Raw genomic sequence first — 12,130 nt, forward strand, 5'->3', positions numbered from 1 at the left:
AAGATCATGGGCAGAATACCTCAGGAAGTAATAGACAGTGTTCTTGACAGGCTTGATATAGTGGAAGTCGTCTCGGGTTATATCCAGCTTAAGAAAGCCGGCAGGAATTTCAAGGCCTGCTGTCCTTTCCATAATGAGAAGACACCATCCTTCGTTGTCAGCCCCGATAAACAGATATACCACTGTTTCGGATGTCATGCAGGCGGGAACCTGATCAACTTCGTAATGAAATACGAGAACATGGATTTTCCTGAAGCTTTCAGGCTGCTTGCCGAGAAGGCAGGGGTGGAATTGCCGAAATTCGAAAGGGATCCTTCCGGTGAACCTTCTCTAGCGGCAAAGCTTTATCAAGTGAATGAAATAGCCGCCGCATTCTACCAGAACATGCTCAATTCCCAGAAGGGCAAGAAAGCCCTGGAGTATCTGAAAAGAAGGGGCATTAACGCCGAAACACTCGAAGAGTTCAAGATGGGTTATGCCCCCAACGAGTGGGAATCCCTTAGAAGGTACTGCCAGAGCAAGAAGATAAGAGCTGATCTTTTGAGGAAGGCCGGGCTGAGCATACCCAGCGAAAAGGGAAAAGGTGATTACGACAGGTTCCGCAACAGGATAATTTTCCCTATATTCAATGAAAGGGGCAAGATAGTGGCTTTCGGTGGGCGGGTGATGGATGATTCACTGCCGAAATACATAAATTCCCCAGAGACCGTTATATACAGCAAGAGTAATGTACTCTACGGGCTCAATTTCAGCAGGCGGGGTATACGTGAAGAAGGTTGTGCGGTACTCACAGAGGGATACATGGATGTTATCGCGCCTTTCCAGTATGGGATCAGCAATGCTGTTGCCACTTCCGGGACGGCTCTTACTGTTAATCAGGTGAACATGCTTAAGAAGTATACCGACACCGCGGTCATGGTATTTGATTCGGACCAGGCCGGCGAGGCCGCCAGCCTGAGGGGGCTCGATATTCTTGTGGAAAGCGGGATGAAAGTACGTATAGCTTCTCTTCCTGAAGGCGATGATCCGGACAGCTACGTAAAAAACAACGGTAAAGCAGCCTTCCAGCAGATCATCGAGAACGCCAAGGGCCTGTTTGACTACAAGCTGGACCTTTTGGTCGGTAAACTTGGCCGAAGGGACATAGGCGGGATAACCGATGAAATGCTACCTACTATAGCCAAGGTCGAAAGCGAGGTCGTAAAGTCGGATTATCTTAAAAGGCTTGCCGAACGCCTGGGCATTCACGAACAATCTTTGCGCCATGAAATGAAAAAAGTAAAACCCGATTATTCTTACCATTATGCCTCCGAAGCGAAAGTGGACTTGGAGTCAAAGAACTATAAAAGCAGCGAAATACATCTTTTAGGCCTTGCGATGATGAGCGGTGAAAATTTCAAGAGGATCAAGTCCGCGCTCGGGCTTGACAAGTTCTGTGATCCGAAGGTCAAGCTGGTATTTATGAAGGTACAGAAGATGTATGAGGAGGGCGCGCAAAACATCAACCCCGGCAAACTTCTCAGCAGGCTCGAGGAAGATGAAGACGCCAAGAACGCTGCAGTGCAGGCGTTGGCAAAAGCCGACATTACACAAGAACCCGAACGCGCATTGAAAGACTGCATATTCTGTGTAAAAAAAGAAAACGGGGAGGATAAGCTCAGGTATCTGAAAGAGATGCTCAAGAAAGCCCAGAAGACAAAAGATGACGAACAGATAATGGATCTGGTGGTGAAGATAAAGGACATCACCGATAAACTTAACAGGATACATAAAGAGAAGGTTGCGTGATCATGCCACGGAAAAAGAAAAAAGCCAAGACCAAGAAGGGCAAGCCGGCTAAAAAGAAGACCCAGAAAGCCAGAACCTCTTCAAAGAGCGGCAAAAAGACCAAGGCTAAAAAGACCTCCGCGAAAACTGCGAAGAAGTCATCCCGGACCAGGAAAGGTTCCGCATCCTCCCCCGCCGAGGAGAAGGGCGATAAATACACAAAGAGCCGGTCCGCGATCGTCCGCAAGCTTATAAGGGTGGGTAAAGACAAGGGATACGTCAGTTACGACGAAGTCAACGATATTCTTCCGGATGATGTTGTCTCCTCTGACGAGATAGACGAGGTCATAACCGCTCTTCACAGCGCGGATATAAAAGTCGTTGAATCCGAGGAAGAGGTCGAGAAGATCCCTATGGCAGTAAAAAGCAGCCAGAAGAAGGTCAAGTCCAGAAAATTCGTCCAGATAGATGATCCCGTAAAAATGTATCTTAAGCAGATGGGACAGATACCTCTTTTGAGCCGCAATGAAGAACTGGAACTGGCAAAACGGATCAAAAAAAAGGAAAAGGATTTCAAGGAAATAGTCTTCAGCATCAGGATGGGGCGCGAGCGGGCTCTGGAACAGATAGAAGAGGCGTTCGACAACGACTATAATCTTGATGATGTTCTTGATATCCAGCCGGGCGCCGATCTTGAAAAACTCGAAGATAAGAAGAGGCAGCTTATAAAACGCATAAGGCTCTCCAAGAAGAACGAGACGATAATCAAGTTAATGAGGAAACTTAAAGTCGCCATCTCCCTTATCGAAAAAGTCACCGAAGAGATACGAAAACCCATGGAGGAGACCAGGAGGCTGCGCAATAAAGTGGAACGCCTTAAAAAGGGCAGGAGTAAAAAGGATCTCAAACAGGCCCAGAAAGACCTGAGGAGCCTCACGCGCAAGATAGGCAAGTCCGCCGAACGCATTGTGCAGGACCTCAACAAGCTGAATAATATAGAGACCGAATACACCAAAGCCAAGAAAGAGCTGGTCGCTGCCAATCTCCGCCTTGTCGTAAGCATTGCGAAAAAATACACCAACAGGGGCCTTTCCTTCCTTGATCTTATACAGGAAGGCAATATGGGGCTTATGAAAGCGGTGGATAAGTTCGAGTACGAAAGGGGATACAAGTTCAGTACTTATGCAACATGGTGGATACGACAGGCGATAACTCGGTCGATAGCGGACCAGTCAAGGACCATCCGTATACCGGTCCATATGACAGAAACTATTAACAAGTTGGTCAGGGTATCCAGGGCTCTTGTTCAGGAGTACGGCAGGGAGCCCACACCTGAAGAGATAGCCAATGCAATGAAGATCCCCGTTGAAAAGGTGAGGGGCATAATAAAAATAGCCCAGCATCCTATATCCCTGGAGACGCCTATCGGGGACGAGGGGGATACAAGTTTCGGGGATTTCATCGAGGATAAGTCCGCTGTTTCTCCTGCCAACGCTACCGCATATGCCATGCTCCGGGAACAGATGGACGAAGTTCTGGATACTCTCACAGAAAGAGAAAGAAAGGTTCTCACCCTGAGGTTCGGTATCGGGGACGGCTATCCCAGGACGCTCGAAGAGGTGGGAAAAATATTTAATGTTACAAGGGAAAGAGTACGCCAGATAGAGGCTAAAGCCCTGAAAAAGCTGAGACATCCCATTAGAGCGAAGAAACTCAAGAACTTTCTTGATATGGGGTTTTCAGAGTGATATAAAGCAAATACAACGGAAAGAAAGGGGAATCCGATTATGGCACAGCAAAAAATAGAACTTTTCATTCCCGGAGAGCTAAAAGACGAACCTATAATCTGTGATATGATCAACAACTTCGATATTAGCATGAAGATAGTCGAAGCGTCCTTTTCCACCGAGAGTGGGTGGGCCTTTCTGGTCATAGACGGTCAGAAGGATGAGATCGACAGAATGTTCGGCTATCTGAGGGATAAAGGCATTAACATAGAAGTACGTGAATAATCATATCGGATATCAGCCCCCTGGTATTCTGATCATCATCCGGGACATATGAAAGAAAGAAAATCAGAGAGGATCGAATGCACCGAAGTGCCCGCACCGATAGGCCCTTATTCACAAGCGGTAAGAGCGGGAGATTTTCTTTTCATATCGGGGCAGATACCGATTGATCCCGGGACGGGACGGGTCAGTACGGCCGATATAGAGGGCCAGACTGCACTAGTTATCGATAACATTGAAAAGATACTTTCTTCATGCGGACTTGAGCTAAATGATGTTGTCAAGGCGGATGTTTTTTTGAATAACATGGAAAACTTTCCGCGTATGAACGATGTGTACGGATCGAGGTTCACCGGTAATGTAAAACCTGCCAGGTGTGTTGTTCAGGTTTCCAGACTGCCGAAAAATGTGCTGATAGAGCTTTCCTGCATAGCCCTTGCCCGATAAAGGCTTAACCATGAAGATCGCCAGATTTATCCACGAAGGCAAAGAAAAAAGAGGAACAATTGAAGGTGATTGGGTTCATGCCGATGGCATTGGAGCGCCTCTTACCGAAGTAACTCTTTTGTCCCCGGTTTTTCCCACAAAGATCGTTTCAGTGGGACTGAATTACACCGATCATGCCCTGGAACTAGGCATGGAAGTCCCGGACGAACCGGTGATCTTTCTTAAGCCGTCAACTTCTGTTATCGGTCCGGATGAAGCGATAATATATCCTGAGATGTCGAAAAGAGTTGATTACGAAGCAGAGCTGGGCGTGGTCATCAAAAAAACGGCCAGACACATTACCAAAGAGGAAGTCCCCGAATACATCGAAGGATATACCTGTTTTAATGATGTTACCGCGCGGGACCTGCAGAAAAAAGACGGGCAGTGGACCAGGGCCAAATCATTTGACACGTTCGCGCCTGTTGGCCCCTTTATCGAGACAGAGCTCGATCCTGCCGATGTTGGTATCCGGTCCTTCCTTAACGGAGAGCTCAGGCAGAATTCCCGTACCTCGAACCTTATATTCAATGTGCAGGAACTGGTAAGTTTCATCTCGAGCGTGATGACGCTTCAAAAGGGGGACATAATCGCAACCGGCACACCTGCCAATATTGGTCCGATGCGGCCGGGGGATGAAGTTGTTGTTGAGATCGACGGTGTCGGAAGATTGGTAAACAGTGTAGAATCGGAGAAAAAACAATGAGGATAGTCGTTCAGAGGGTCAAGCGGTCTTCTGTTACTGTCAACGGGACCGTGACCGGTTCGATCCAGAATGGTTATATGCTGCTTGTGGGAATAGCCAGGGAGGACGATCTTGACAAGGTTGAGATGATGGCCGGAAAGATCATTCGATTGAGGGTGTTTGAGGATGAAAAGGGTAAGATGAATAAGGCCATTGCCGATGTTGGAGGAGGGATCCTCAGTGTTCCGCAATTCACGCTTCTGGCAAGAACAGATAAAGGCAACCGCCCTGGGTTTGAAGATGCGGCGGATCCGGAAAAGGCCGAAAAATATTGGAATAGTTTTAACGAAATTCTCGAGAAAGCGGGCTTAACAGTTGAAAAAGGCCGTTTCGGCGCGAACATGCAGGTCAGTCTTGTAAATGACGGGCCGGTAACCTTTGTACTGGATAGCTAACTTAAGGAGGAGAACATGAGGATATATTCGGGGGAGGAGAGCGCCAAGCTGGTGGGAGACCTTGTATCTGAAAAGCATCAGGTAAAACCTCGTTCAATAGAACTTACCGTTGCTGCCGTATACCAGCCTGAAAAGGCAGGGGAGATCGATTTCGGGGGCAGCGAGCAAAAGAAAGCAGATTCAAAGCCGCTGGAGCCTGAAAAAAGGTCGGAAGATGATAAATACGGGTGGTGGAACTTGACAGAAGGCGAATATTTTGTAGAATTTAACGAAACGGTCAAGGTCCCGGAAGGTTCAATAAGTTTTCTGAGACCTTTACCCAGAACCCTGGAAGGTGGTGGTATCCAGCCGTCACTCATTTATATGGAGGGTGAAGAGATTACCAGGGTCCCTTTATCCGTGGGCAAAACGGGATTTAATATCAAAGAGAACGCGCGCATATCCTCTGCGACATTCTTGGAGATCTGATCAGCATTTGAACGTAAGGGGGGCAGTTATGGATATAATAAAGATTGAGCGTCCTGATGAGCACAAACTGCAGGAACTTGGGGTGAGATCATGGCCTATCTGGGAAAAGGAGAATTCACGGTTTGACTGGAGCTATGACGCCAAGGAAACGTGTTACATACTCCAGGGCAGGGCTAAAGTAGAGCCGGAGGACGGCGAGCCCGTCGAGTTCGGAGAGGGAGACCTCGTAACGTTCCCTCAAGGTATGAACTGCGTTTGGGAAATATCCAGCCCCATTAGAAAGCATTATAAGATGGGGTAATAGTTTTATGTTTAGAGTTACCACAAAAATAAGGACAGTTTGCTTTTTGGCGGCAGTGTTCTTTCTGCTTGCCGGGATCGATATCGCGTATTCTTCCCCCATGCCGGGTTTCTCATGGGGAGGAGCTAGTGAGGAGGAGGCTAATCTTGATCTGTGTCCGCAGGGTGTTCTGGTCGTGAACCAGTTCCTCCAGGCCTGGCAGAATGGTGATTACCGGACCATGTACGAGCTTATCGATGATGAGAGCAAGAAGGGTTACACCTATGAACAGGCAACTTTCGATTTTCAGTTCATGGAATTCAAAGAGTACAGGATAAGCTATGTGAGGCGGCGTGGCGACGATTATGAGATGCTTTTAAGCTACGGGGACTGGAAGGATGGCCAGAAGCAGGTGGTAAAGGTCCTGATAAGCGGAGAAACTTACAAAATAATCATGCAGTCTTCCAACTCACCCTTTAAAAAATCCCTGGAAAGCTACTTTTAGTTATTCTGGTTAGTTGATAAGGATATAAATCAAGAAGAGGAGGAGAAATGTCAGATATAAAAAAGATCGGTGTTATTACCAGCGGTGGTGACTGCGGCGGATTGAACGCGGTTGTCAAGGGCGCGGCGAGCATGGCTAATAACCTTGGTATAGAGTGCTATATCATACCGAATGGATATGCGGGGCTGTATAATCTGGTTGATTTCAAAAGTCTCACAAAAATGACCGAAAGCCGCTTGGACCTGATAAACAACAACCTGTCGGGCTCTGAAGCTGGCCATTCCAGGGTCAAGGTCAAGAAGATCAAGGACGAGAACAAGTATGAAAGGATCAAGGAAGGCCTTAAGAAGTTCAATATCGACGCTCTTGTAATAAGCGGCGGAGATGATACTGGCAGCGTAATGGTGGACCTTCATAAGAACGGCATAAACTGTGTCCATGCGCCCAAAACCATGGACCTGGATCTGCAGACTTATTCGGTCGGGGGCGATTCCACCATCAACAGGATAGCCGTTTTCGCTGATGATCTGAAGACCACAGGAAGGACGCATAACCGGGTGATCGTGGTAGAGGTCTTCGGGCGATATGCTGGACATACCGCTTTCCGGGGCGGTGTCGCCGCGGATGCCGATGCCATTCTGATACCTGAGATACCGGTGGATTTCAATATCCTCTACAAGGATGTCATCAAAAGCCTCAAGGAAAGGATACAAGACAGCGACGTTCTTGCCGGCACGTACCTGCTCGTGGTCGCTGAGGGTCTGAGGGACGCAAGCGGTGGTGAGATAGTTGATGACAGCGCTGGGCTTGACGCCTTCGGTCATAAAAAACTGGCCGGAGCGGGCAAATATGTATGCCAGGAGCTTGAAAAAAGATTGAAGGCGGATACTGATGTAACCGAATTCATGAAGAAGACACACATGTATGTGGAGGGACTTTATACGGCTCCTGAGATACGTTCGGTACGGCCAGGTCATTTAGTGCGTTGCGGAAGAAGCTCTGCTTACGACGTTAATTTCGGCAATACGGTCGGTGCCGGAGCCGTGCTTCTGATTAATAAAGGGATCTTCGGTGTTACCATGGCCGGCATTACCGGTAACGAGGTTCGCTATATGACCGCTGAAAAGGCTATCGAACAACGTTTTGTCGATTTGGATGAGGTGGCACTTTTTGAAAAACTCGGGATCTGTTTCGGCAGGGAAGAGGGTGATTTCTCACCCAAGTTCGAACAGCTGAAAACCTCTCCCGAGCGATATATGTAAGGCCGCAACAGGTTCCGTTCATTATTGAGGACAGGAAGGGGCAACCCTTCCTGTCCCATTTTATTGTAATAATACCAAAAATGATCACTGACGAAAAAAGAGCATTCAGACGTGTCAAACGTAAGTTCACCGTGCGTTACAATTTTCAGGGGCCCGACGGTGCGAAAGGGAAATCGGTTTCCGAGAATATCAGTCTTGGCGGCGTATACTTTATCAGCCTGATGAAGATGAATATAGGGGATATCCTTGAATGTGATATTGAGATGCTTTCCTGCGATGGACATGGCCGGTTTCTTGCGCGAGTCGTGAGGTGCGAATCGTTGAACAACAATATGGTCGACACATTCGGGATCGCTGTTGAATTCACAAAGGCCTTCGGAGACTCCAGAAAGAAACTTGAAAAAGCTCTTTCATCTTCTGTTTGATCAGCGCCTAACAAAGGTTTAAATATCCGCATATCCACAAAAATCTTCTCCAAATAGATCTCAATAAAAAAATTTTAAGAAAGAACGTTCATAGGATGTGAATATACGCCTTTGCGGATGGTGGAGTGAGCGAGGCGGTTGAGAGCTCCATGGGCCTTATCTTTAAAGAGTTATAGCGTACGGCTTAATTCCGGAATTTATTCATGGATTACGCGCGACAAATAACCCGGACAAGCATAAATGCACAGACTGTTAATGTATGTAAAAAATATAAAAAAAATTCTTCATAAACTTGCAAATCGAAAATATTAATGTATATTTTAAACAAAAGAAATTGTTTAACTAGTTTTTGTTGAAACAGTTTAAACAAAAGAAGGAGGGAACGATGGCGGTGAAAAAGAAAAAGGCAGCAAAGAAAAAAGCTGCGAAGAAAAAGACTGCGAAGAAAAAGGTAGCCAAGAAAAAGACTGCAAAGAAAAAGACCGCGAAGAAAAAGACTGCGGCGAAGAAAAAGGCTACGAAGAAAAAAGCTACGAAGAAAAAGGCTACGAAGAAAAAGGCTGCGAAGAAAAAGAAGAAATAAACAGTCTTTTACGAATTTATAGCAAAAAGGGCAGGACTATTCAGTTCTGCCCTTTTTGTGTACTGGAGAACGTTTCATGCTCGTTTACATTATCAAAAATCAAAATGAGTCCGTAAAGTGTAAACCGAGACCATTCCTTCACCGCCGGCATCCCCTCCGTAAGGATCCCATATTAGCTGAACCCCGGGACTTATAGCGAGATATTTATTCGCAAAGAAATTGTAGTATATTTCGAAATGGGTTTCACTTTTGGCTTCTCTTCTGTTGTCAGGCATACCGCTCAGGGCACTCTTCATATCTTGCGACGGTATGACCTGGCCGATGGCAACACCGAAAAAGTCATGGGCGCGGCCCCATGGATGTCCTTTTACCTGAAGACCGGTACTCCACATGTATTCCAGCGTATAATTGTTTTTATGAGGGTTCGGATCGCTATCAGAGAACGGATAAGCTCTCTGGTCAGGATTATAGACGCTCGGGTCCTGCCATCCGAATTTACCGAAAATGCCGACGTCATCGTTTATTTCCTGATCGCAGGAGATCGAAAACCCGTAAGAGTCTTCGCGTGTCCTGGTCAGATCCTTCCATACGGTGTGAGGGTTGTTGTTCTGCCACATCAGGAAGCGGTAGTTGCCCTTGCGTCCGCTGATCGACGGTTTGAATATGACCTGGCCTATATGGAACATACGTGATTCCAGGTCACGCATATCCGCTGTTCCGGCCATTGCCATGTAACTTATTTCCAGCCACTTGTACGGGAAAACGGCTATACGCACGCCGCCGGAATGATCCGGGAATTCTATTACCGGGCTGTTATTGAACATGCGGGCAAGAAATTGCGTTGTATCAGAATTAGCGTATTCGTTGAGAGCAAAGTAAACTGTGGGGTCAAGTTTGCCTATATCGACAACAAGATTCTTATTGAAAAGGTTCTGTTCATAGAATATCTCGCTCAAGGTAAAAACGTCATTACCCCAGTTGTTGTTGTCCACATTGCTGTATATGGATAGCTGGTCCTCTATGCCGGACCCCTGACTCACGCGCAGGTTTGCCACGGCAATACCGTCAACCCCCTCGAACTTGTTGGCTATAGTGACGTTCGCCTGGTAAGAAGCTCCCATGACTGACTTGCGATCTTCTCCGATAAGACGCGCATCGGGAGAGCCCTGGACGATGCCGGTAAAGTTGGCTCCTATCTTGAAATTACCCGGCATGTACGGGTGCGCGGTCAGGGGACCTGGTTTTTTACGCGCGAGGATCTTGCCGACCTTTTCGCTGCTGAGGCCGGTCGCTTCCTGAAAGGTCTTTTGTATTTCTTGTCTTTGTTTTTCGTTAAGGCGGATCTGTTGGTCAAGGAGTTCTTTGTAGGTCTGAATCTCCTTTTGCTGCTGCTCGACCTTCTTCTCTAGAGAAGCGAGTTTTTTCTGCAGAGATTCAAGTGTAAGTTCTTCTCCGGCAAAAGCGGGAGAGAGTGATGTGATCAGGAAGATGGTTATTAATAGAAAGAGGCCAGATATTTTCTTATGGTGGAGGTATTTCATTTGAAAACTTCCCTTGGTCTTCGATTTAGTAGCCAGTTTATCATCAGCTATTTAGCCTGTCAATTCCTTTGTTTAACAGAAAAGCCCGGCTGGAAACCGGGCTTTTTGCACACTGGTGGGGGCACATGGACTTGAACCATGAACCTACTGATTATGAGTCAGTTGCTCTAACCAAATTGAGCTATGCCCCCGACTATTTCAGATATTTATTCAGAGTGCGTATTATAGCATAGCGGCTAAAAATATTTCAAGTAGATAAATCGTCTTTTCTTCCTTAACAAGGAGGGTATTTATACAGCAAAACTGAGAATTTTATCGGAAAATCTTGTAGCTTAATTCAATTTCTGATATAATTTTCTGACGTACTTTCGCACAGATATATTAGTATATAAGGATAAAGGGCGCATAGCTCAGCTGGTTAGAGCGCATGCCTCACATGCATGAGGTCGGAGGTTCGAGTCCCCCTGCGCCCACCATATCCTTCTTGTCAAAGCCAGATAAAGGAACAATAAAAAATGCCCGAAGAGACGAATTACAAAGAACAGCTTCCCAAACTGATCACCTTACAAACAATCGATTCCGATATATTCGATCTTAAGAGCAAACTGGAAGAAATCCCCCGGAAAATGCAGGAAATGGACCAATCCCTCGACGACAAAAAAGGGGGCATGGAGAAAGCCGATCAGGAGTATAAGGCCTTGCAGGTGGCGAAGAACGAAAAAGAGAATGAAATGCAGGCCAAGGAGGAGAAAATAAAGAAACACGAAGGGGATCTGTACCAGATAAAGAACAACAAGGAATACAAGGCCCTCCAGGAAGAGATAGAAAGCATTAAAGCAGACGTTTCTCTTATTGAGGAGGATCTGATACAGCTTTTCGATGACATAGAGGAAGCCCGCAAAAAACTGGAAGAAGAAAAGAAGAAATTCGAAGAGGAAAAGCAGCAGGTAGAAAAGAATAAACAGGTTCTGAAGGCTGAAGAGAGCGCACTGAAAAAACAACTCGAGGAGCTTAACGCGAAAAGGGAAGAATGCGTAAAGAGTGTAGATCTGGGCCTGCTTGGTCAATATAACAGGATCCTTAATAAATGGGGACGCGTGGCGCTTACCAGGATAGAGGGAGAGTTCTGCGGTGAATGCAATATGCACCTTCGCCCACAGATAATAAACGAGGTCAAGCAGAAAAAGAAGCCCATCTTTTGCGAAAATTGTGCCAGACTATTATATGAACAAGAAAGCTGAACAAACAGGATCCGTTGAGATATTCGCCGACGGAGGCGCAAGGGGTAATCCTGGGCCTGCCGGCATAGGATGTGTTCTTTTGAATGAAAAAGGCGAAAGAGTGGCGGAGGTATCCAAATTCATAGGCGTTGCCACAAATAATGCTGCTGAATACCTGGCTGCGATATATGGCCTTCAGGAAGCGCTTATCATGAAAGCGCAAAAAGTCATTCTTAATCTGGACAGCCAGCTTATTGCCAGACAGCTCAAGGGGGAGTACAAGGTAAAGGACCAGGACCTCAGGAAATTCTTTGATGTCGCCTTGAATCTGTTCAGGGGATTTGATAAAGTAGAAGTAAGGGAAGTGCCACGGGATAAGAACAAAGAAGCCGATGCACTTGTCAACAAGGCGATAAACTTAAAAGCGCTCCTTTAAAGATTTAG

At 46.5% G+C, this 12,130-nt stretch carries 15 protein-coding genes and 2 tRNA genes; 15 read left to right on the top strand and 2 right to left on the bottom strand.

Going from position 1 to position 12,130, the window contains the following annotated elements:
• Positions 1 to 6: 6 nt before the first annotated feature.
• From GF409_08595 to GF409_08650, 12 genes are all read left to right on the top strand, one after another.
• On the top strand, positions 7 to 1,788 hold the full coding sequence (locus GF409_08595) for a DNA primase (protein ID MBD3427260.1): 1,782 nt from the start codon (positions 7 to 9) through the stop codon (positions 1,786 to 1,788).
• A 2-nt stretch (positions 1,789 to 1,790) separates the two neighbouring features.
• Positions 1,791 to 3,515, top strand: coding sequence for an RNA polymerase sigma factor RpoD (rpoD, locus tag GF409_08600; protein ID MBD3427261.1), 1,725 nt, complete (start codon positions 1,791 to 1,793; stop codon positions 3,513 to 3,515).
• 39 nt (positions 3,516 to 3,554) lie between these two features.
• Entirely contained in the window at positions 3,555 to 3,779 is a 225-nt protein-coding gene (locus tag GF409_08605) for a hypothetical protein (GenBank protein MBD3427262.1), read from the top strand.
• A gap of 48 nt (positions 3,780 to 3,827) precedes the next feature.
• Positions 3,828 to 4,223: a deaminase gene (locus GF409_08610; protein MBD3427263.1), complete on the top strand. Its 396-nt coding sequence runs from the start codon at positions 3,828 to 3,830 to the stop codon at positions 4,221 to 4,223.
• A gap of 10 nt (positions 4,224 to 4,233) precedes the next feature.
• Positions 4,234 to 4,968: a hypothetical protein gene (locus GF409_08615; protein MBD3427264.1), complete on the top strand. Its 735-nt coding sequence runs from the start codon at positions 4,234 to 4,236 to the stop codon at positions 4,966 to 4,968.
• On the top strand, positions 4,965 to 5,402 hold the full coding sequence (locus tag GF409_08620) for a D-tyrosyl-tRNA(Tyr) deacylase (GenBank protein ID MBD3427265.1): 438 nt from the start codon (positions 4,965 to 4,967) through the stop codon (positions 5,400 to 5,402). Before GF409_08615 ends, GF409_08620 begins: the two co-directional genes overlap by 4 nt.
• A 15-nt stretch (positions 5,403 to 5,417) precedes the next feature.
• Positions 5,418 to 5,870 (top strand): dCTP deaminase, encoded by a 453-nt coding sequence (locus GF409_08625; protein ID MBD3427266.1) that lies wholly within the window; start codon positions 5,418 to 5,420, stop codon positions 5,868 to 5,870.
• Between the two features lie 28 nt (positions 5,871 to 5,898).
• Positions 5,899 to 6,171 carry a DUF861 domain-containing protein gene (locus GF409_08630; GenBank protein MBD3427267.1) on the top strand — a complete coding sequence of 91 codons (273 nt, stop codon included), beginning with the start codon at positions 5,899 to 5,901 and terminating at the stop codon, positions 6,169 to 6,171.
• A gap of 7 nt (positions 6,172 to 6,178) precedes the next feature.
• Positions 6,179 to 6,655 (top strand): hypothetical protein, encoded by a 477-nt coding sequence (locus tag GF409_08635; protein ID MBD3427268.1) that lies wholly within the window; start codon positions 6,179 to 6,181, stop codon positions 6,653 to 6,655.
• A 56-nt stretch (positions 6,656 to 6,711) separates the two neighbouring features.
• The gene (locus tag GF409_08640; GenBank protein MBD3427269.1) at positions 6,712 to 7,917 is read left to right on the top strand and encodes a 6-phosphofructokinase; all 1,206 of its coding nucleotides are present in this window, start codon (positions 6,712 to 6,714) and stop codon (positions 7,915 to 7,917) included.
• A gap of 80 nt (positions 7,918 to 7,997) precedes the next feature.
• Entirely contained in the window at positions 7,998 to 8,342 is a 345-nt protein-coding gene (locus tag GF409_08645; GenBank protein MBD3427270.1) for a hypothetical protein, read from the top strand.
• Between the two features lie 385 nt (positions 8,343 to 8,727).
• Positions 8,728 to 8,925, top strand: coding sequence for a hypothetical protein (locus GF409_08650; protein MBD3427271.1), 198 nt, complete (start codon positions 8,728 to 8,730; stop codon positions 8,923 to 8,925).
• Positions 8,926 to 9,017: 92 nt separating this feature from the next.
• Here the strand turns inward: GF409_08650 and GF409_08655 are convergent, their stop codons facing one another.
• Both GF409_08655 and GF409_08660 read right to left on the bottom strand, forming a co-directional pair.
• Entirely contained in the window at positions 9,018 to 10,466 is a 1,449-nt protein-coding gene (locus GF409_08655) for a hypothetical protein (GenBank protein ID MBD3427272.1), read from the bottom strand.
• Between the two features lie 113 nt (positions 10,467 to 10,579).
• Positions 10,580 to 10,657, bottom strand: a tRNA-Ile gene (locus tag GF409_08660).
• 208 nt (positions 10,658 to 10,865) lie between these two features.
• On the opposite strand from GF409_08660, the gene GF409_08665 reads away from it, so the two are divergent.
• From GF409_08665 to GF409_08675, 3 genes are all read left to right on the top strand, one after another.
• Positions 10,866 to 10,942: transfer RNA gene (locus GF409_08665), tRNA-Val, on the top strand.
• Between the two features lie 39 nt (positions 10,943 to 10,981).
• The gene (locus tag GF409_08670; protein ID MBD3427273.1) at positions 10,982 to 11,707 is read left to right on the top strand and encodes a hypothetical protein; all 726 of its coding nucleotides are present in this window, start codon (positions 10,982 to 10,984) and stop codon (positions 11,705 to 11,707) included.
• Complete coding sequence (locus GF409_08675) at positions 11,691 to 12,122, top strand: reverse transcriptase-like protein (protein MBD3427274.1); 432 nt, start codon at positions 11,691 to 11,693, stop codon at positions 12,120 to 12,122. The genes GF409_08670 and GF409_08675 overlap by 17 nt, the downstream gene beginning before the upstream one ends.
• The last annotated feature ends 8 nt before the right edge of the window (positions 12,123 to 12,130 follow it).

This window comes from Candidatus Omnitrophota bacterium (assembly GCA_014728045.1).
Taxonomy (GTDB): domain Bacteria; phylum Omnitrophota; class Gorgyraeia; order Tantalellales; family Tantalellaceae; genus WJMH01.